Below are 21,106 nucleotides of genomic sequence, written 5' to 3'. Positions count from 1 at the left end.
TCTTGAGGTGGGGATCTCACTGCCCTGAAATAGCGGGATAAAAAATAAAAACCAGGTCATACTTCGACCTGGCTTACTCTGATTGCTTTGATTTTTGTGGTTGCCCTTTTTTACGATTTCTTTGCTTCGCTTGCACCACTGGATCTAATTCATTTGAAAACTCGGCATTATGTCCGTTTTGCGTTTTTTGCTCTGGGTTATTTTGATCAGAACGTTTTGCCATTTATCTTTCACTCCTTATTAGTGCGGTGTAGTGATCATTTGATGCCGCAGTTGTTGAACTGCAAGACGAGCACGATATAATTGATCGCGTTGCTCAGCAGTTGCAAAGTGCTCCATTGTTTCAATTTCTGTATAAGCTTTTTCCAGTTGGAGCTGTGCATCTGAATAATTCATCTTATTGTAATGTTCTTGTCTCATGCCACATTCTAGTTGTTGTTTTGCGTATTCCATCGCTTGTTCTGCTTCATTCATGCATCGTTCAATTGCGCTACGCTCTGCCATCATGTTTCCTCCTTGCCTTTCATTTCTCCATTAGTCTATCCCTTCCATCTGAAGCTTATGAGTATGTTATAATGATTTTTGCTCATACCATTGAGGAGGCATAATATGAAAGCTCAAAATCCTTTCCCATATTCAAATGACAATAAACGTTATCATACATGGAACTATCACTTGCGCGGACATTTTGGCGAGAAAATCTTTAAAGTTTCCTTAGATGCTGGCTTCGATTGTCCAAACCGTGATGGCACAGTCGCATACGGCGGCTGTACATTTTGTAGTGCGGCTGGTTCTGGCGATTTTGCTGGTGACCGCCGTGATGATGTTGTTACGCAATATCATGAAATGAAAGAGAAAATGCATACAAAATGGAAAGATGGCAAATGTATTGCATATTTCCAAGCATATACGAATACACACGCTCCTGTTGAAGTGCTAAAAGAAAAATTCGAACCTCTTTTAAAGGAAGAAGGGGTTGTCGGTCTTTCTATCGCAACTCGTCCAGACTGCTTACCAGACGATGTTGTCGAATATTTAGCTGACTTAAATAAACGGACGTACCTTTGGGTTGAGCTTGGCTTACAAACTGTGCATGAACGTACAGCACTTCTTATTAACCGTGCTCATGATTATCCATCTTACGTAGAAGGTGTAAATAAACTTCGTAAGCATAACATTAACGTATGTTCACATATCATTAACGGTCTTCCGCTTGAAGACTATGACATGATGATGGAAACAGCGCGCGAAGTCGCAAAGCTTGATATTCAAGGTATTAAAATTCATTTGCTTCATTTATTGAAGGGAACGCCGATGGTAAAACAATATGAAAAAGGACAATTAGAATTCCTTTCTCTTGAAGATTACGTAAACCTTGTTGTTAATCAGCTTGAAATCATTCCATCTGACGTCATCGTACACCGCATTACAGGTGACGGTCCGCCCGACTTAATGATCGGTCCGATGTGGAGCTTGAACAAGTGGGAAGTATTAAATGCAATCGATGCTGAATTTGTACGCCGCGGCAGTTGGCAAGGCAAATATGCAAATGAGGTGACGGAAGTATGAAATTAGAACGCATCTTACCTTTTGCACGCACACTGCTAGAGCGAGCAGTGAAAGAGGGAGATTATGCCATTGATGCAACGCTTGGCAACGGTCATGATACATGTTTTTTAGCAGAACTTGTTGGAGAAAACGGAAAAGTATTTGGCTTCGATATTCAAGAAGAGGCAATCACAAATTCAGTAATACGGCTAAAAGAAAAAGGACTAGCTGAGCGTGCCGTTCTTATTCATGATAGCCACGATACATTAGCAGACGTATTACCAGAGGATGCAAAAGGAAAAGTAACAGGAGCTATCTTTAACTTAGGTTATCTTCCTGGCGGTGATAAAAGCATCGTCACAAAACCGAACTCAACTCTTTCTGCCATCCAGCAGTTATTAGAAGTAATGGCACCGGAAGGAATCATCGTTCTCGTCATTTATCACGGACATCCAGAAGGACAAGTTGAACGCGATGCTGTTGTGAATTTTGCACAAGAGCTGGATCAAAAAGAAGCGCATGTACTGAAGTACGAATTTATGAACCAACAAAATAACCCGCCGTTTATTATTGCAATTGAAAAACGATAAAGCGTCTCGTCAATATATCGGCGCTTTTGAAATATATCGACCGTTTCTCATTATATATCGGCGCTTCGACACAATATAAAGTGAAACTTCCATCAGTGACGCTTTTCTCACTAATGGTTAGTTGAACCAATCTGACTTTTACGGGCAGTTTTCTTCCCCGCTCTTCTCCAGCCTTTACTGCCCGTTAATGCGGGATAAAGACCGCTCTACAAAATTCGACGTGAATACCCCACAAAAATACGTGCAGTACGCACGTATAAAGAAGCAAAAAAGCCACGTTTTATACAACAGTATAAAACGTGGCTTTTTTCATCACTGCGCCATTTTCTTTCGATACATCTTCCCATTCCAATAGAAAAAGCGCGAAGTAAGACCCCCATATTTCACAATACGCCGTGCCATTTGCTGCATTTCTTTTTGTTGCGACACTTTTTGGTCTGATAAATATATACCAAGTAGCCCACGGCTGATGAGGCGATGAAACTTCATATGCGGCAATTGTTCCAAACTTTTTTCCGCTTCTAACACAAAATGTTTCAATCTCTCAAGAGTTGCTTCTTTATTCTCATAATAACTACAAAAATTTAAATCCCCGCCAATGCGATCTTCTTCTTGGTCAATGAAATAATCAAGTAAAATATGCAATCCTTGTACATATGGAAAATATCCTTGCTTAATTTTCATAATATCTTCGTCTGTTAATTCATCGTGGAACGCATACGCTACAAGACAGAAAATACCGAGCGTTGAGCCTGCGCATGCGGAAAATTCAAACCAACTCATCGGTGGTACATTTTCACGATGCGTTGCAAACCACGTTTTTAAGCGCTCTTCTCTCTCTTCTAGCTTTACATGTTTATGAATTTGCAAGTCACAGTAATAACAAGCAAGCTCATGAAGAATTGGTTCAATCTTGTTATAATGCTTCGTTTTTGTAAGCACGTCCTGACACGTTTCTACAAGTTCATCTAAATAACCGCCATCATCTTGATCATCACGGTATCGATAATAATTGCTTCCTTCACTTCCTGGCGTTAGCGCCGCAAGCATCGATTCATGAAGCGCCGCAAAATCATTCGGATCAAGCGATGTGCTGCGATCACATAAATTATCTAAGTAATCACTAATCGTTTGATACGCTACAATAAATCGAATACATTCCTCACGATGTTCATGGGCAAGCAGTGCTAAAATCCCACCGCCTTCACAATGAAACGTTTTATGCTCAATACTCGCTAACGCTTGGTTATGAAGCTCATCATTTGGAATATGATAGGCGCGTTCTTTCCAATTTGCGAGCTCATGGTGTACGACCGGAAACACATCTCGGTATACTTTCGCCATGAGCGTTATGGGGTTACTCGGTACTTTCACTTCTTTCTTCATCTCCTCTAATGAATATGGTCAAACATGTTCTAAATGTATTACGAATTTCATCTGTTTATTTGTCTTTCTGAATTAAATGTGTTTCTACAAATGATTTTGCATATGCGAAAACGTCATCTTTTTCATACTCATTAAATAGCTCATGATAACAATTTGGCCATTCCTTGTATGCTTTGTCACTAATTTTCAGACTATCAAACCATTTGCGGACACGTGTTTTATCTACAAGTTTATCCTCACATGCCTGCATTAGCAAGAGTGGTACATCTGGAAATTCATCGCGTTTTTCATGGGCGACTTCTACAGCTTTAATTAACTCACTATACCAACGAACTGATACTTTGCGCAAGAACAATGAATCATTTTCCATCGCATCACGAATTTCATGATTACGCGTTGCCATTTCAACTGTAATAGTTGACTGAAACTGCATTTTCGGCGCAATAACATTCAGCACTTTTACAATGGTACGAAGCGGTACTTTAGGCGTCGATACGACCCCTAAACACGGTGAAGTTAAAATTACTCCTTGCACATCCATTTTCGTTTCTTGCAGCACACGAATGACCGTTAAGCCCCCCATACTATGTCCATATAGGAAAATAGGCAAGTAATATTTTCTCGCTTCTTTAATCCATGCCTTTACTTCTTCTATGTATTCATCAAATGAAGTAATATGTCCTCTATTTCTTGAAGTTGTTCCGTGCGCTGGTAAATCACCCATCACAACATGAAAACCAATATAGCGCCACATTTCTGCAAGTGCCTCGTAACGACCATGATGCTCCATCGCACCATGTACCATAACGATAACAGCTTTCGCCTCTTCTGCTTCATAATTCCACATAAAACTCCTCCGTTTCACTTTGCTTCACAATTTGCTACACTAATATTAGTTTCTAGGAGAGGAAGATTACTTATATGATTTATCCCTACAAAGACAAAAATCCGAAAATTGCTAATAGCGCGTTTATCGCTGACTATGTCACAATTACAGGTGATGTCACAATTGGTGAAGAATCAAGCATTTGGTTTAACACTGTCATTCGCGGAGATGTTTCTCCAACCATTATCGGAGACCGGGTCAATGTACAAGATCAATGTACACTTCATCAAAGCCCAGCATACCCGCTTATTTTAGAAGACGATGTAACAATTGGACATCAAGTTATTTTACATAGCTGTACAGTGAAAAAAGACGCTTTAATCGGCATGGGGTCCATTATTTTAGACGGAGCTGAAATTGGTGAAGGTGCGTTTATTGGTGCCGGCAGTTTAGTACCACAAGGAAAGAAAATCCCGCCAAATACACTTGCATTCGGTCGCCCTGCCAAAGTTATTCGTGAGTTAACGGATGAAGACTGTAAAGATATGGCTCGCATCCGTCGTCAATACGTCGAAAAAGGACAATATTATAAAAGTTTACAAACAAAATAATTTTTTAGCTGCCACTATACAGGCAGCTTTTTCTTTGTAAAATTCTACGTTTTCTTTACAAAACCTTATTATTTCCTCAATAAAATCTTATTAAAATAAAAGTAAATCTTTAAATATATATGTAGTGAGGAGGAGAATTTTCATGAAAACTCGTTCCAGCAACTCCTTATATAAAATAGAGTGCTACATCTTCAAAGGAATTAATCGCTATTTTGAACGCAAAACATTAAACATCTTTTTTCGAACCATTACACATATGGGCGGTGCTACCGTTACAATTTCCCTCGTTCTATTCTTACTTTTTTTCACAACTGGCTCTTTACACAATGCATCAATTGCAAGTGCTATTTCCCTTGCGATTAGCCATATACCTGTGCAAATTCTAAAAAAGTTTTATCCAAGAAAACGGCCTTATTTAACAATTCTTAATGCAAAGTATCCAACAAATCCATTAGTAGACCATTCTTTTCCATCTGGACACACGACTGCTATCTTTTCTGTTATTATTCCTTTTTTATTATATGAACCAAGTATGACATTCTTGCTGCTTCCAATAGCGATTAGCGTGGGCATTTCACGCATTTATCTTGGCCTGCACTATCCATCTGATGTACTTGTTGGCATGTGCCTCGGAACAATGTCCAGCATTGTTTCTTATTATCAATTCATTCCACTTTTCATATAAAGTGAAACTTCCATCATTGAGGGGGTTCTTCATCCCTCAATGATGGTTAGTTGAACCAATCGGGCTCTTATGGGCAGTTATCCCCCACCTAGCTTCTTCGCTTTCTCTGAATTTTGGTGAGGGCTTACTGCCCGTTAGTGCGGGATAAAGTGAAACTTCTGAACCTTGAGGTGGGGGTCTTACTTCCTGTTAATAGCGGGATAGAAGAAGGAGGGGATTTGATGAAAATTGCCATCTTTACAGATACGTTTGCACCGCAAGTGAACGGCGTTGCGAAAACACTCGATCGCTTTACACAGTATTTGCAAAAGCAAAATATCTCTTACTCAGTATTTGCACCGCAGCATACAACGGAAGATAACTTTGTTACCAACGTCAATAAAATAAAAAGTATTCCACTTAAACTCTTGTATCCAGAGTGCCGATTTGCCTTTCCAAATCCACGTTTCATCAAAAAAGAACTCTTTCAATTTCAACCAGATATAATACATGTCGCAACACCATTTAATATGGGACTTTGCGGCATGTATTACGCCAAAAAACTAAACATCCCTCTTGTCGGTTCCTATCACACAGATTTTGATGCGTATTTACAATATTATAAAATTGAATTCTTCTCCAATATGTTATGGAACTATTTAAAATGGTTTCATAGCTCCCTGCAAAAAACGTTCGTACCTTCGTTTGAAACAATGCATCAATTACAGAAAAAAGGCTTCCAAGACTTATACTTATGGAGCCGCGGGGTAGACTGTAATTTATTCCATCCTCATTATAATCAGGACGTATTTCGAAAAAAATATAACATTACATCACCATATATCCTCTCTTACGTTGGACGTTTAGCTCCTGAAAAAGATATAGAAACATTGCTGGCATTAATCCAAAAAACAACGAAAGAACGAAAAAACGATATTCATTGGCTAATTGTGGGTGATGGCCCTCTCGCTAGTGAAGTAAAAGAAACAAAGACAGAAAACATAACATTTACTGGCTATTTAAAAGGAGAAGAGTTAGCTGAAGCATATGCTTGTTCAGATGTTATGGTATTCCCTTCTTCAACAGAAACATTCGGAAATGTCGTCTTAGAATCCCTCGCATGTGGCACACCAGTGATTGGCGCAAACTCAGGTGGTGTGAAAAGCATTATTACGCACGGAACAACAGGATTTCTTTGTAAGCCGAAACAAACGGAATCTTTTTTATCTCCTATTTACACATTGCTTGATCAGAAAGAGCAACGCGAATACATGGGTCAACAAAGTAGAAACTATGCTTTAACACAAAGCTGGGATGAAATTTTCAGTGACCTCGTGATGCATTATGAAGATGTCATTCAAAATCGAAAAGCGGAAATGCTAGCTTAAAGTGAAACTTCTATATTGTACAAAATATAGGAAAAGAGGTCCTACTTCATAGTAGGACCTCTCTTTGTCTTGCATTTTTACAAATAAAATTTGAACTTATTTTTCTTTACCTTTTGTTTGAGCCGCATCGAACGTCCAGTTCAATTTCAATGAATCTCCTTGGAATACGTTTTGATCTTCTCCATTATCTACAAATGTGAATTTCACATAGAACGTGTCATCACTGCCTGGAGCAAGTCCATTTCCTTCCCAGTTTACGACACCTTTTTGTACAAGATCAGGAACGTTACCATCAGCAGTAGCCTTTTTCAATTCAGACAAAGTAGTTTCCCATACAGGAACTGTGTTCTTGTCTATGTTCCATAAGAACTCCACTTTGATGTGATCACCGAAATCAGCATCTCCGTTATCACCTTTTGCATCTGTTACAGCGTAGTCAGTAAGAAGATGAACATCCTTAATTTTCAAAGTACCGTTATTGATTAAGTGGAAATCGCGCTCTATTTGGTCACCTGGTTTAATGTTGTCAACATCGATGATAACTTGCGGGTCAATGTTCAAATCTAAAGTACCAGCCGCAAACGTGTTTTCTGATACTTCTTTATCACTGAAGTACGCAAACGTTCCGCCTCCAATTAAAGATAAACCAAGAACTGCAGATGCAACACCCATACCAAGTTTTTTCTTAAGACTCATTTTAATAATCCCCCTATTTTTATAATTTTTAAATTATTTAAAAACCGATAAGTCCATATGAAGTAAAACCAAATCAAATAGCTTGTTCTCTTCAAGTTCTTAATAAAGAATCTTCAGTGTTATTCAAGAGCGACTATCGATATTTGCAGAAGATGAAATTTCTCCTCTTTTATCAACAGTCACTCTTGAGACACCTTCTTTTATATTTATTTCTTCGGCTCTAGACCGATAAGGCTCAGGAAGTATTTCAGATCTTTCTTGCCGATTGTTTCTTTTGGCTTAACCGCTTCTGGAACACCGACTTCTTTTTGTAAGAAGTTTTTCTCAACGAACCGGACATCTGTCTCGTCTACGACACCATCTTGATTGATGTCTTGCGGCACGATGGATGCATCCTTCTTACCGTATACATCGACTACACTTTGCATATCGCGAATATCAATCAATCTGTCACCATTTACGTCTCCAGCAAGACCTTTTAGAGAAGCAAGTCTAAAACTTTGCCCACGCTGTTCACCGTTTACAGAATATCCTGGAATAAACTTCTTCATTGATTTGAGGTGTCCCGGAACCTCAGCGACAACTGTGAATACTTCACCAGAAGCTGGGATGCCGTCGATACGGTATTCTCCTCTTTTATCAATGGTTCCCTTATATTTTTTACCGCTCGGAGACAGCGCATATACTTGGGCACCGATTTTTGTATAATCTCCTGGTTTCAAATAACCGCCTGCTGTCAAAAATGCTTCCGGTCCAATATAGCCTGTCACACTTGAATGCTTCGAAATGATATTCACATTTTGCGTGTTATAAAAAGGAACGGCAGTAGCTGCTGTTTGTCCCGCTTTCATATAAGATGCCTGTTTTACTTTCATAAAGATATCGCCAAAATACCATTCATCGTGTACGACTTTGAACGTGACATCAAGGAAAGGCAGATCTCCGTCCATACCGCTGAATGCATTCCCTGTCATAGATGCGCCAACTTTTACCGTACTATAGTAATCGCCATCCGTCACCACAGGCTCTTGCAGCGATACCTCCAAGCCCTTTTCCTTTGCATACTGATTTGCCGCATTGTTCAGTTTCGCATTTTCAAACTTGAACAAATCTTTCATGAACTCTACCTGGAATTCTCCAGATACAAGCTGCTTCACATTATTCAAGCTGAGTGTCATCGTAACAGTATCACCGACTTTTACGTCTTTCTTATCGTAACTGGAAGTCGTATACTCTGTACCTTCTTTCATGAAGATATAGTTTTGTCTACCAATTGCCGTTGCCATATCAAACGTAGCCAACTTCAAATTTAAAGGTTTTGTTGCAATGTCGCTTTCCTCAATACCGAATTTTACATCTCCGTTTGCTTGTATCGGAAAGAATCCACTTATAAATCCAGAATCATCTGCATAGTAAGCCATTGCGTTGGAAGATTGATCATAGTTTAAGCCTTTCGATTTTAATACATCTACTGTGGAATCTTTAGCTGTTCCATGCAGCCATACCGCTTTTTGTCCATCCTCTACTGTAAACATGGAGTCATTAATCTCGATTACCCCCGGTTTTTTATCCATGTTTACTTCCGGTGCTGTATTATCTACGATCATCGTATTGCCTACCACATATGATTTTCCTTCCTCATCATGCCCGATCATTTCAATTGTATAGTCTCCTTCTGGAAGTTTCACAGGAACATCTCCGATTGGCTTAGAAGGATCATTCGTAAATGGATAGACATAGCTACTGAATAATATTCCAGCATAATCTCTATCTGTCATCATGTTGCTGGCGTCTATCGTTCCGGTCAATCCTACGGCTTTCCCCGATTTGCTGTCCTTGACAACCATATCGATTGTTTTCATTGGGCTGTTCAACTTCATGATTCCAAAGACGAGTGGATTCATGTATTGCCAGAAAGGCGTATTATTTGTCACCGCTGGTGTGCTCGTTTTCATATAGGCAAATCCCTTTTCCGTCACCATGACAGCGAATGGAATTTGATACGTTTCGGTCGGATTGCTCACATTCGTCACATGAATATATCCTTCATATCTGCCTGCCGCTGCGCTGGAAGGAACCGTGATTTTCGGCTGTAGCTCCTGTGATTGTCCGCTTGCTACTGTAAGAGATGAAGGCACGTCAACTTTTACGCCGTTCTTCCCTGCATCTTGAATGCCTGTACGCTCGCCGTGATACTCCACTTCCACTTTAAATGACTTTTCTTCCTTACTGTGGTTTTGAACAGCCATTTTTTTGCTCGCTTCAATTGGTTTATCACCTTGCTTATAATATCTGCCGAACACAATGGACCCCGTTTGTTCATCAATATCGACAACATTTCCGTTCTCTACATTTTGTGTTTTATCTAATACCTTGATGGATGTGTCTGTATGAACAGCTTGATATGCATCAATACGCCCAGCACCTGCTTCGTATACGGAATAGTCCCCATTCAAATCATCAGATGTATTCATGAGAGCCGCTTTTACATCAAATGGTGTATATTCTGGATTCTGCTGCAAAATTAATGCTGCTGTACCAGTCACGTGAGGAGTCGCCATGGATGTACCAGACAATCGTACATACGCATTACTGTAATTAATGCCATCCTGCGGATCATTGATGTATTCCGGTGCAGTAGAGAAAATCGACACACCAGGAGCGACTACATCCGGTTTAATATCATAATTTCCATTTACCGGTCCACGTGAGCTGAAATCAGCTAAGTGATCACCTTCTGTTTTTGTATTGCTCAGCGTTTCGAATTTGAAAGATACTTCACCTAACGCCTTTAACCGTTCGCCATCCGCTTTTGATAGGCGGAAAGATGGAATATATCCTACTCCCTCACCTAAGTAGGCTGGTATTTGTCCGTCGACATTGTTATACACGATGACCGCTTTTGCCCCGGCTTTTTTGGCGTTTTTGATTTTTTCATCAAACGCAATTTCTCCGCGCTGAATTAACGCAATTTTTCCATTGAGGTCTTTCCCGGTAAAATCAGCTGGTTTACCAAGTCCCGCAAATACGATTGGTAAGGATTGTCCTTGGAAATCTTCTAACTTATCAGGGAAATCTTTACCTAATAACTGCATGTTTTCAAACTTTTCGCTCGCTGCACTTGCGCTGAATGTAGGAATGGACATAGAAACATCACTTGCCCCTACTGAAATGCCAAGAGCTGCTGCTCCCGGAGAACCGAGTGTTTTTTCGTTCGGTCCAGCGTTACCTGCGGCAACAACTGTTACTACACCTGAAAGCATGGCATTATTTGTCGCAACAGAAGTGGCATATAACGGATCGTTAGTCTGCGCACCAAGCGACATATTGATAACGTCCATGCCATCTTCAATCGCTTTATCTATTCCAGCAAGGACTCCTTCTGTATATCCTGCTCCCCATGGTCCCAATACTCTGTAAGCATATAAATCTACCTCAGGTGCCACACCTGTAACAGCGTAATCGACATTGTTTTTCTTTTGCGCTGCAATCGTTCCCGCCACATGTGTACCATGGTTTGTATAATAGGTATAGCCAGGAGTTGTTGGCTTACCAGCTTTTATCCAATCCTCATATGTCGTCTCCATCGGATCTGTATCGTTATCTACAAAATCATATCCGCCTTTATAAGCACCTTTTAAATCAGGATGATTATAGTCAACACCTGTATCAATAACGCCGACTTTAACCCCTTTACCCGTAATATTTTCCGCATGAAGCTTGTCCACGCCAATTTGCGGAATGCTATCCGCCATTTTTGGCTGGATTTCTTTTTGCGTTTCTACCGGAGGTTCCACTTTTATCTCGTAATCTTTAAAAACACGTTTTACTACTCCAGATTGCAGCAATTCCTGCACTGCAACACCAGGTAACGTCATGGCTACGCCGTTGATCGCATTTTTATATTCGTGTGTGATCTTCACTTTTTTCGTATCGTACGTGCCGGCATCCTTCTTCGATTTCAAGGATTCGACATGTTGTTTGAACACTTTATGTTCTTCATCCACTTTTGCTTGCGCAGTAGAAGCAGCTATTTTCTTTCCTTTTGCTGCTTGTTTCATCACTTCAATTTTAGCCGGAGCCTGATTGAATTCCACGATAACTTTGACTAATTCAGGACTATTAGCATCAATGTCAGGTGAAATCGTAAAGTTAGGATTTACATCTAATTGCTCTAAAGCCTTTCTTTGATCCGCCGACATGTTCGTCAAGACTTGCTCTACATTATCAACTGGATTCAATTTAACCGGGCTTTCTGCCAATACGTTATACGGAATACCTTGTGACAATAGCACGCCTACAGCTAACGTTCCTATAAGAAGCTTCCCTTTTTTTCTTCTCTTCATAGCGCATCCCCTTTTCCTCATATAATTGTTTTACAAACAATCCGTGAAGCTAGTAAACTAAGATGCCATTCTGAAAATCAAACAAAAGAAGTAACCTTTAAAGATGTTGGCCTCACTTTGTGTAAAAATATAGTGAATAAAATCTATCATTAGATGAAGTGAGAAATCATTAGTGGAGGATGAAGAAAATCCTCCACTAATAGAAGTTTCACTTTATTACTTTGATTTCGGCTCTAGACCAATCTGACGCAGGAAGTCTGCCAGACCTTTTTTACCGATTGTTTCTTTTGGCTTAACTACTTCTGGAACGCCGACTTCTTTTTGCAAGAAGTTTTTCTCAATGAAGCGGACATCTGTCTCGTCTACAACACCGTCTTGATTAATGTCTTGCGGCACGATAGATGCATCCTTCTTGCCGTATGCCTCAACTACACTTTGCAGATCGCGAATATCAATCAATCTGTCACCATTCACGTCCCCTGCAAGATTTTTAACACCTAATCTAATATGTTGCCCGCGCATCTCACCATTTACAGAATATCCAGGAATGAATTTCTTCATCGCTTTGAGATGTCCCGGAACATCAATAACAACTGTGTATGCTTCATTAGAAGCTGGGATACCATGAATGGTGTAAGCTCCTTTATTATCAATTGTTCCCTGATATTTTTTACCTTTTGGAGACATCGCATATACTTGGGCACCGATTTTTGTATAATCTGCTTTTCTCAAATACTGAGAGCCCTCATTCCCAATCAAAAATGCTTCCGGTCCGATAGAACCCTGCACTCTCGAATGCGTTGGAATAAGATTAAAGTTTTCTATATTGTAAAAAGGAATGGCAGTAGCTGCTGTTTGTCCCGCTTTCATATAAGATCCCTGTTTTACATCAAATCTAATAACATTATCGAAATACGCATCACTTACTACTTTGAACGTGACATCAAGGAAAGGCATATCTCCGTCCATACCGCTGAATGCATTCCCTTTCATAGATGCGCCAACTTTCACCGTATTATTGTAAGTTCCTTCCTTCACGACAGGTTCTTGCAGCGATACCTCCAAGCCTTTTTCCTTTGCATACTGATTCACCGCATTGTTTAGTTTCACGTTCTCAAACTTGAACAGATCGTTCATGAATTCGACCTGGAATTCCCCGGATACAAGCTGTTTTACATTATTCAAGCTCAGTGTCATCGTAACTGTATCGTCAACTTTCACATCTTTCTTATCGTAACTAGAAGTCGTATATTCCGTACCTTCTTTTACGAAGACATAGAGTTGTTTACCCATTGCTGTTGCCATATCAAACGTAGTCAAAGTCAAATTTAAAGGTCCTTTTGCAATATCACTTGCCTCAATTCCGAATTTTACATCTCCATTCGCTTGGATCGGGAAGAATCCATCTATGAACGGAGAGTTTGCAGAGTAACCCATTTGGTTAGACGATTGATCATAGTTTAAACCTTTCGATTTCAATAGATCTACTGTGGAATCTTTAGCTGTTCCATGCAGCCATACTGCTTTTTGTCCATCCTCTTCCGTAAACATAGAGTCATTAATCTCGATTACACCCGGTTTTTTGTCCATGTTTACTTCCGGTGCTGTATTGTCCACAATAAGCGGGTTATCTGCAACATATGATTTCCCTTCCTCATCGTGCGCAATCATTTCCAATATATAATCGCCTGTTGGAAGCTTCACAGGAAGATCGCCAATCGGCTTGGAAGGATCATTTGTAAATGGATAGACAGTACCGCTGAATGCTCCTATAAGAAAAGTTTCTACGTCTGTCAGTAATTTACTAGTGTTCGCTGTTCCGATAAAACCTACAGCTTTCCCTGTTTTACTGTCCTTAACAAGCACATCGATTGTTTGCATCGGACTATTCAACTTCATGATTCCGTGAACCACAGGTTCTAAATAATACCAGAAGGGTGTCGTATTTGTTACAGATGGTTTCGTCGTTTTTATATATTCAAACCCTTTTTCCGTCACCATGACAGCGAATGGAATTTGATACGTTTCGGCTGGATTGTTCGCATTCGTTACATGAATATATCCTTCGTATCTGCCTTTCGCTGCGCTAGCAGGAATGGTAATTTTCGGCTGCAGCTCCTGTGATTGTCCGCTTGCCACTGTAAGAGATTCAGGCACCTCAACTTTTACACCGTTCTTCACTGCATCTTGAATACCTGTACGCTCGCCGTGATACTCCACTTCTACTTTAAAGGATTTTTCTTCTTTGCCGTTGTTTTGAACAGTCACTTTTGTGCTCGCCTCAATTGGTTTATCATCTTGCTTAACATGTCTGCCGAACATAATAGAGCCTGTTTGTTCGGCAATTTCGACAACATTTCCATTCTCGATATTTTTTGTTTTGTCCCATACTTTGATGGATGTGTCCGTATGAACAGCTTGATACGCATCGATGCGTCCTGAACCCACTTCGTATACGGAATACTTCCCTTTCAAATCATCAGATGTATTCATAAGAGCCGCTTTTACATCGAAAGGTGTGTATTCTGGATGCTGCTGCAGGATCAATGCCGCTGTACCTGTCACGTGAGGAGTCGCCATAGAAGTACCAGACAAGCGTACATACGCATTACTGTAATTAATGCCATCCTGCGGATCATTGATGTATTCCGGTGCAGTAGAGAAAATCGACACACCAGGAGCGACTACATCCGGTTTAATATCATAATTTCCATTTACCGGTCCACGTGAGCTGAAATCAGCTAAGTGATCACCTTCTGTTTTTGTATTGCTCAGCGTTTCGAATTTGAAAGATACTTCACCTAGCCCCTTTAACCGTTCACCATCCGCTTTTGACAGACGGAAAGATGGAATGGAACCTACACTCTCACCTAAATAGGCAGGTATTTGTCCGTCGACATTGTTATACACAATAACAGCTTTTGCTCCAGCATTTTTTGCATTTTTGATTTTTTCATCAAACGTAATTTCTCCGCGCTGAATCAATGCAATTTTTCCGTTTAAATCTTTCCCTGTAAAATCAGCTGGTTTACCAAGTCCCGCAAATACAATTGGTAAGGATTGCCCTTGAAAATCTTCTAACTTATCAGAAAAATCTTTAGCTAATAACTGCATGTTTTCAAACTTTTCGTTCGCTGCACTTGCACTGAATGTAGGAATGGACATAGAAACATCGCTTGCCCCTACTGAAATGCCAAGAGCTGCTGCTCCCGGAGAACCGAGCGTTTTTTCATTTGGCCCAGCGTTACCTGCGGCAACAACTGTCACCACACCTGAAAGCATGGCATTATTTGTCGCAACAGAAGTGGCATATAACGGATCGTTAGTCTGCGCACCTAGCGACATATTGATAACGTCCATACCATCTGCAATCGCTTTATCTATTCCAGCAAGGATTCCTGCTGTATTTCCTCCGCCCCATGGTCCTAGTACTCTGTAGGCATATAAATCTACGTCAGGTGCCACACCTGTAACAGCGTAATCGACATTGTTTTTCTTTTGTGCTGCAATCGTTCCTGCTACATGTGTACCATGATTTGTGTAATATACATAGCCTGGAGATTCCGGCTTACCAGCATGTATCCAATCCTCGTATGTTGTTTCCATTGGATCTGCATCGTTATCTACGAAATCATATCCGCCTTTATAAGCATCTTTTAAATCAGGATGATTATAGTCAACACCTGTATCAAGAACGCCGACTTTGATCCCTTTACCTTTAATGTTTTCTGCATGAAGCTTGTCCACGCCAATTTGCGGGATGCTGTCCGCCATTTTCGGATCGATTGTTTCTTTTGTTTCTACCGGAGGTTCCACTTTTACCTCGTAATCTTTAAAAACACGTTTTACTACTCCGGATTGAATCAAATCCTCCACTGCAACGCCAGGTAAAGTCATGGCTACACCGTTAATCGCATTCTTGTATTCGCGTGTGATCTTCATTTTTTGCGTATCGTACGTGCCGGCTTTTTTCTGCGATTTCAAGGATTCAACGTGTTGCTTGAACACTTTATGTTCTTCATCTACTTTTGCGCTCGCAGCAGAAGAAGATATTTTCTTTCCTTTCGCCGCTTGTTTCATCTCTTCAATTTTTGCTGGAGCCTGATTGAATTCTACGATAACGTTGACTAACTCAGGGCTATTCGAATCAATGTCAGGAGAAATCGTAAAATTAGGCTTTACATCTAACTGTTCCAACGCTTGTCTTTGTTCTGCAGACAAATTCGTCAACACCTGTTCCGCATTATCAACTGCATTCAAGTTAACCGGACTTTCTGCCAATACGTTATACGGAATACCTTGTGACAATAACATGCCTACAGCTAACGTTCCTATAAGAAGCTTCCCTTTTTTTCTTCTCTTCATAGCGCATCTCCTTTTCCTCATATAATTGTTTTACAAACAATCCGTGAAACTAGTAAACTAAGATGCCATTCTGAAAATCAAACAAAAGAAGTAACCTTTAAAGCTATTGATCTCACTTCGTGTAAAAATATGGTGGATAAAATCTATCATTAGATTAAGTAAGAAATCATAAGTGAGGGATGAAGAAAATCCCCCACTTATGAAAGTTTTACTTTATTACTTTGATTTTGGCTCTAAACCGATTTGACGTAGGAAGTCTGCCAGACCTTTTTTGCCGATTGTTTCTTTTGGCTTAACCGCTTCTGGAACGCCGACTTCTTTTTGCAAAAAGTTTTTCTCAATGAAGCGGACATCTGTCTCGTCTACAACACCGTCTTGATTGATGTCTTGCGGCAAGATGGATGCATCCTTCTTGCCGTATGCCTCAACTACACTTTGCATATCGCGAATATCAATCAATCTATCACCATTCACGTCCCCTGCAAGGTTTTTAACCCCTAATCTAATATGTTGCCCGCGCATCTCACCGTTTACAGAATATCCAGGAATGAATTTCTTCATCGCTTTGAGATGTCCCGGAACATCGACAACAACTGTGTATGCTTCATTAGAAGCTGGGATACCAAGAATAGTGTAGTTTCCTTTATTATCAATTGTTCCCTGATATTTTTTACCTTTTGGGGACATCGCATATACTTGAGCACCGATTTTTGTATAATCCGCTTTTCTCAAGCCACTTCCCTCACTCCAAAATGCTTCCGGTAAGATGGAACCCTGCACTCTTGTATGCGTTGGGATGATGTTAAAACTTTCCGTGCTGAAATAAGGAATGGCAGTAGCTGCTGTTTGTCCTGCTTTCATATAAGACGCCTGCTTTACATTAAATAGAGTAGCAACATCGAAATATGCATCACTTACTAATTTGAACGTTACATCAAGGAAAGGCATATCTCCGTCCATACCGCTGAATCCATTTCCTGTCATAGAAGCGCCGGCTTTCACCGTATTCTTGTAAGTTCCTTCTGTTATCACAGGTTCTTGCACTGATACTTCTAAGCCTCTTTCCTTCGCGTACTCGTTTGCCGCATTGTTCAGTTTCACATTCTCAAACTTAAACAAATCTTTCGTGAACTCTACTTGGAATTCCCCGGATACAAGCTGCTTCACATTATTGAGACTGAGTGTCATTGTAACATTATCCCCAACTTTCACATCTTTCTTATCGTAACTAGAAGTCGTATATTCCGTACCTTCTTTTACGAAGACATATTTTTGTGTATCAAATGCCGTTGCAATATCAAACGTAGTCAACTTCAATTGTAACGGTTTTGTTGCAATATCACTTTCCTCAATTCCGAATTTTACATCTCCATTCGCTTGGATCGGAAAATACCCATCATCTATGAACGTAGGGTTTACAGAGTAAGCCATGCTGTTGGAAGACTGATCATAGTTTAAACCTTTTGATTTCAATAGATCCACTGTGGAATCTTTAGCTGTTCCATGCAGCCATACCGCTTTTTGTCCATCCTCTACTGTAAACATGGAGTCATTAACCTCAATTACACCCGGTTTTTTATCCATGTTCACTTCCGGTGCTGTATTGTCCACGATAAGCGGATTATCTGCAACATATGATTTCCCTTCCTCATCGTGCGCAATCATTTCCAGTATATAATCGCCTGCTGGAAGCTTTACAGGAACATCACCAATCGGCTTGGAAGGATCATTTGTAAATGGATAGACAGTACCGTTGAATGCTCCCATAAGAAAAGTTTCTACGTCTGTCAGTAATTTACTAGTGTTCGCTGTTCCTACAAAACCTACAGCTTTCCCTGTTTTACTATCCTTAACAAGCACATCGATTGTTTTCATTGGGCTATTCAGCTTCATTATTCCGTGAACCACAGGGGGGGCTAAATATAGCCAGAAAGGTGTATTATTTGTTACGGATGGTGAAGTCGTTTTTACATATTCAAATCCCTTTTCCGTTACCATGACAGCGAATGGAATTTGATACGTTTCGGCCGGATTGTTCGCATTCGTCACATGGATATATCCTTCATATCTACCTTTCGCTGCGCTAGAAGGGATCGTAATTTTTGGCTCCAGCTCCTGCGCTTGTCCGCTTGCCACTGTAATGGATGCAGGTACCTCAACTTGTACACCGTTCTTCACCGCATCTTGAATACCTTTACGCTCGCCGTGATACTCCACTTCCACGTTAAAGGATTTTTCTTCCTTGCTGTGGTTTTGAATAGCTACTTTTTTGCTCGCTTCAATTGGTTTATCATCTTGCTTAACATGTCTGCCGAACACGATAGAACCCGTTTGTTCGTCAATTTCAACAACATTTCCGTTCTCTACATTTTTTGTTTTATCTAATACTTTGATGGATGTGTCTGTATGAACAGCTTGATATGCGTCAATGCGCCCCGCACCTACTTCGTATACAGAATACTTCCCGTTCAAATCATCAGATGTATTCATAAGAGCTGCTTTTACATCAAATGGTGTATATTCCGGGTGCTCCTGCAAAATCAACGCTGCTGTACCTGTCACGTGAGGAGTCGCCATGGATGTTCCTGATAGGCGTATATACGCATTGCTGTAATTCACGCCGTCCTGCGGATCATTGATGTATTCCGGTGCGGTAGAGAAAATTGACACCCCAGGAGCGACTACATCTGGCTTAATATCATAGTTTCCGTTTACCGGCCCACGTGAGCTAAAATCAGCTAAGTGATCGCCTTCCGTTTTTGTATTGCTCAGCGTTTCAAATTTGAAAGATGCTTCGCCTAGTCCCTTTAACCGTTCACCATCCGCTTTTGACAGGCGGAAAGATGGAATAAGCCCTACTCCCTCACCTAAGTAGGCAGGTATTTGTCCGTCGACATTGTTATACACAATAACAGCTTTTGCTCCGGCCTTTTTAGCGTTTTTGATTTTTTCATCAAACGTAATTTCTCCGCGCTGAATTAACGCAATTTTTCCGTTTAAATCTTTCCCTGTAAAATCAGCTGGTTTACCAAGTCCCGCAAATACAATTGGTAAGGATTGTCCTTGGAAATCTTCTAACTTATCAGGGAAATCTTTACCTAATAACTGCATATTTTCAAACTTTTCGCTCGCTGCACTTGCGCTGAATGTAGGGATGGACATAGAAACATCGCTTGCCCCTACTGAAATGCCAAGAGCTGCCGATCCCGGAGAACCGAGTGTTTTTTCGTTCGGTCCAGCGTTACCTGCGGCAACAACTGTTACCACACCTGAAAGCATGGCGTTATTTGTCGCAACCGAAGTAGCATATAACGGATCGTTCTTCTGTGCACCTAGCGACATATTGATAACGTCCATACCATCTGTAATTGCTTTATCTATTCCAGCAAGGATTCCCGCTGTATTTCCTCCGCCCCAAGGGCCTAATACTCTGTAAGCATATAAATCTACATCAGGTGCTACACCTTTCACCGCATAATCCGCATTGTTTTTCTTTTGGGCTGCAATCGTCCCCGCTACATGCGTACCATGCTCTGTGTAGTACACTAAGCCAGGATATTCCGGTTTACCAGCTTTTATCCAATCCTCGTATGTTGTTTCCATCGGATCTGCATCGTTATCTATAAAATCATATCCGCCTTTATAAGCGCCTTTTAAATCAGGATGATTATAGTCAATACCTGTATCAAGAACACCAACCTTAATCCCTTTACCTGTAATGTTTTCTGCATGGAGCTTGTCCACGCCAATTTGCGGAATGCTGTCCGCCATTTTTGGCTGAATTGTTTCCTTTGTTTCTTTCGTTTCTACCGGAGGTTCTACTTTTACCTCGTAATCTTTAAAGACACGTTTTACTACTCCGGATTGAATTAAATCCTGCACCGCCACGCCAGGTAAAGTCATCGCTACACCGTTGATCGCGTTCTTGTATTCACGTGTAACCTTCATTTTTTGCGTATCGTACGTGCCAGCATCCTTTTTCGATTTCAAGGATTCGACATGTTGCTTAAACACTTTATGTTCTTCATCCACTTTTGCTTGCGCAGTAGTAGAAGCTATTTTCTTACCTTTCGCCGCTTGTTTCATCACTTCAATTTTCGCTGGAGCCTGATTGAATTCTACGATAACGTTGACTAATTCAGGACTATTCGAATCAATATCAGGTGAAATCGTAAAATTAGAATTTGTATCTAACTGTTCCAACGCTTGTCTTTGTTCTGGAGACAGATTCGTCAACACCTGTTCCGCATTATCAACTGGCTTCAGTTCAACCGCGCTTTCTGCCAATACGTTATACGGAATACCTTGTGACAATAGCATACCAGCAACTAACGTTCCTGTAAGAACCCTCCCAAATTTCCCTCTCTTCATACAAGTTCCCCCATCATTTGTTTTTATTTGTAGTCATTGTATAACATAAATTTCCGAAGCTATTAGACTACGATTCTACTTCCTTATCTTAATAAATTTAAACTTTTCTGAAAATTATCAAAAAGGAATATTTTTTATAGGTATTAGTTCTATACCGTATAGTACAAAAGAACTACTTTATGATTGAAAAGAAAATGAAAAAGTAGAAGTAGTATGTCCTTTTTGTAATGGCACAACGCGACAAACAAGAAAAGACCCAAGAGAATAATCCTCACTTGGGTCTTTATTTAGTCATGTTAGCGAGTTTATCCCGCT

Annotated in this window: 13 protein-coding genes; 5 read left to right on the top strand and 8 right to left on the bottom strand. The window is 40.3% G+C overall.

Annotated elements, in window-relative coordinates; genetic code table 11:
* Nucleotides 1-73: 73 nt before the first annotated feature.
* Both ACTDJC_RS00135 and ACTDJC_RS00130 read right to left on the bottom strand, forming a co-directional pair.
* On the bottom strand, nucleotides 74-223 hold the full coding sequence (locus ACTDJC_RS00135) for a hypothetical protein (protein ID WP_003208774.1): 150 nt from the start codon (nucleotides 221-223) through the stop codon (nucleotides 74-76).
* Nucleotides 224-240: 17 nt separating this feature from the next.
* Entirely contained in the window at nucleotides 241-504 is a 264-nt protein-coding gene (locus ACTDJC_RS00130) for a YtzC family protein (RefSeq protein WP_440602360.1), read from the bottom strand.
* 105 nt (nucleotides 505-609) lie between these two features.
* Here ACTDJC_RS00130 and ACTDJC_RS00125 point away from each other — a divergent pair, with 105 nt between their 5' ends.
* Both ACTDJC_RS00125 and ACTDJC_RS00120 read left to right on the top strand, forming a co-directional pair.
* A complete protein-coding gene (locus ACTDJC_RS00125; protein ID WP_440602359.1) occupies nucleotides 610-1,569 on the top strand; it encodes a TIGR01212 family radical SAM protein in 960 nt (319 codons plus the stop codon).
* Entirely contained in the window at nucleotides 1,566-2,138 is a 573-nt protein-coding gene (locus tag ACTDJC_RS00120; protein WP_440602358.1) for a class I SAM-dependent methyltransferase, read from the top strand. Before ACTDJC_RS00125 ends, ACTDJC_RS00120 begins: the two co-directional genes overlap by 4 nt.
* Before the next feature lie 312 nt (nucleotides 2,139-2,450).
* Here ACTDJC_RS00120 and ACTDJC_RS00115 read toward each other — a convergent pair whose 3' ends face one another.
* Both ACTDJC_RS00115 and ACTDJC_RS00110 read right to left on the bottom strand, forming a co-directional pair.
* Entirely contained in the window at nucleotides 2,451-3,512 is a 1,062-nt protein-coding gene (locus tag ACTDJC_RS00115; RefSeq protein ID WP_440602357.1) for a tetraprenyl-beta-curcumene synthase family protein, read from the bottom strand.
* Between the two features lie 67 nt (nucleotides 3,513-3,579).
* Nucleotides 3,580-4,371, bottom strand: a complete 792-nt coding sequence (locus ACTDJC_RS00110; protein WP_440602356.1) for a lysophospholipase — start codon at nucleotides 4,369-4,371, stop codon at nucleotides 3,580-3,582.
* Between the two features lie 74 nt (nucleotides 4,372-4,445).
* On the opposite strand from ACTDJC_RS00110, the gene ACTDJC_RS00105 reads away from it, so the two are divergent.
* The 3 genes from ACTDJC_RS00105 to ACTDJC_RS00095 all read left to right on the top strand — a co-directional run bounded on the left by ACTDJC_RS00105 (nucleotide 4,446) and on the right by ACTDJC_RS00095 (nucleotide 7,013).
* Nucleotides 4,446-4,961: a gamma carbonic anhydrase gene (locus ACTDJC_RS00105; protein WP_440602355.1), complete on the top strand. Its 516-nt coding sequence runs from the start codon at nucleotides 4,446-4,448 to the stop codon at nucleotides 4,959-4,961.
* A gap of 142 nt (nucleotides 4,962-5,103) precedes the next feature.
* Complete coding sequence (locus ACTDJC_RS00100; RefSeq protein ID WP_440602354.1) at nucleotides 5,104-5,646, top strand: phosphatase PAP2 family protein; 543 nt, start codon at nucleotides 5,104-5,106, stop codon at nucleotides 5,644-5,646.
* Nucleotides 5,647-5,867: 221 nt separating this feature from the next.
* A complete protein-coding gene (locus tag ACTDJC_RS00095; protein ID WP_440602353.1) occupies nucleotides 5,868-7,013 on the top strand; it encodes a glycosyltransferase family 4 protein in 1,146 nt (381 codons plus the stop codon).
* Nucleotides 7,014-7,109: 96 nt separating this feature from the next.
* Here the strand turns inward: ACTDJC_RS00095 and ACTDJC_RS00090 are convergent, their stop codons facing one another.
* The 4 genes from ACTDJC_RS00090 to ACTDJC_RS00075 form a co-directional block, all read right to left on the bottom strand.
* Nucleotides 7,110-7,709, bottom strand: a complete 600-nt coding sequence (locus ACTDJC_RS00090) for a TasA family protein (RefSeq protein ID WP_440602352.1) — start codon at nucleotides 7,707-7,709, stop codon at nucleotides 7,110-7,112.
* 206 nt (nucleotides 7,710-7,915) lie between these two features.
* Nucleotides 7,916-12,055 carry a S8 family serine peptidase gene (locus tag ACTDJC_RS00085; protein ID WP_440602351.1) on the bottom strand — a complete coding sequence of 1,380 codons (4,140 nt, stop codon included), beginning with the start codon at nucleotides 12,053-12,055 and terminating at the stop codon, nucleotides 7,916-7,918.
* Between the two features lie 216 nt (nucleotides 12,056-12,271).
* Nucleotides 12,272-16,420, bottom strand: coding sequence for a S8 family serine peptidase (locus tag ACTDJC_RS00080; protein ID WP_440602350.1), 4,149 nt, complete (start codon nucleotides 16,418-16,420; stop codon nucleotides 12,272-12,274).
* 216 nt (nucleotides 16,421-16,636) lie between these two features.
* Nucleotides 16,637-20,791: a S8 family serine peptidase gene (locus ACTDJC_RS00075; RefSeq protein ID WP_440602349.1), complete on the bottom strand. Its 4,155-nt coding sequence runs from the start codon at nucleotides 20,789-20,791 to the stop codon at nucleotides 16,637-16,639.
* Between the last annotated feature and the right edge of the window lie 315 nt (nucleotides 20,792-21,106).

Origin of the sequence: Bacillus sp. GB_SG_008 (assembly GCF_052038115.1) — a bacterium.
GTDB classification, from domain to species: domain Bacteria; phylum Bacillota; class Bacilli; order Bacillales; family Bacillaceae_G; genus Bacillus_A; species Bacillus_A rhizoplanae.
This window is presented reverse-complemented; position numbering and strand designations above follow the sequence as displayed.

What these genes read in the sequence shown, in the direction of transcription:
- ACTDJC_RS00135 (WP_003208774.1), bottom strand. Translation starts at nt 223, where the DNA reads ATGGCAAAACGTTCTGATCAAAATAACCCAGAGCAAAAAACGCAAAAC.
- ACTDJC_RS00095 (WP_440602353.1), top strand. Translation starts at nt 5,868, where the DNA reads ATGAAAATTGCCATCTTTACAGATACGTTTGCACCGCAAGTGAACGGC.
- ACTDJC_RS00130 (WP_440602360.1), bottom strand. Translation starts at nt 504, where the DNA reads ATGGCAGAGCGTAGCGCAATTGAACGATGCATGAATGAAGCAGAACAA.
- ACTDJC_RS00075 (WP_440602349.1), bottom strand. Translation starts at nt 20,791, where the DNA reads ATGAAGAGAGGGAAATTTGGGAGGGTTCTTACAGGAACGTTAGTTGCT.
- ACTDJC_RS00090 (WP_440602352.1), bottom strand. Translation starts at nt 7,709, where the DNA reads ATGAGTCTTAAGAAAAAACTTGGTATGGGTGTTGCATCTGCAGTTCTT.
- ACTDJC_RS00120 (WP_440602358.1), top strand. Translation starts at nt 1,566, where the DNA reads ATGAAATTAGAACGCATCTTACCTTTTGCACGCACACTGCTAGAGCGA.
- ACTDJC_RS00105 (WP_440602355.1), top strand. Translation starts at nt 4,446, where the DNA reads ATGATTTATCCCTACAAAGACAAAAATCCGAAAATTGCTAATAGCGCG.
- ACTDJC_RS00100 (WP_440602354.1), top strand. Translation starts at nt 5,104, where the DNA reads ATGAAAACTCGTTCCAGCAACTCCTTATATAAAATAGAGTGCTACATC.
- ACTDJC_RS00110 (WP_440602356.1), bottom strand. Translation starts at nt 4,371, where the DNA reads ATGTGGAATTATGAAGCAGAAGAGGCGAAAGCTGTTATCGTTATGGTA.
- ACTDJC_RS00125 (WP_440602359.1), top strand. Translation starts at nt 610, where the DNA reads ATGAAAGCTCAAAATCCTTTCCCATATTCAAATGACAATAAACGTTAT.
- ACTDJC_RS00085 (WP_440602351.1), bottom strand. Translation starts at nt 12,055, where the DNA reads ATGAAGAGAAGAAAAAAAGGGAAGCTTCTTATAGGAACGTTAGCTGTA.
- ACTDJC_RS00080 (WP_440602350.1), bottom strand. Translation starts at nt 16,420, where the DNA reads ATGAAGAGAAGAAAAAAAGGGAAGCTTCTTATAGGAACGTTAGCTGTA.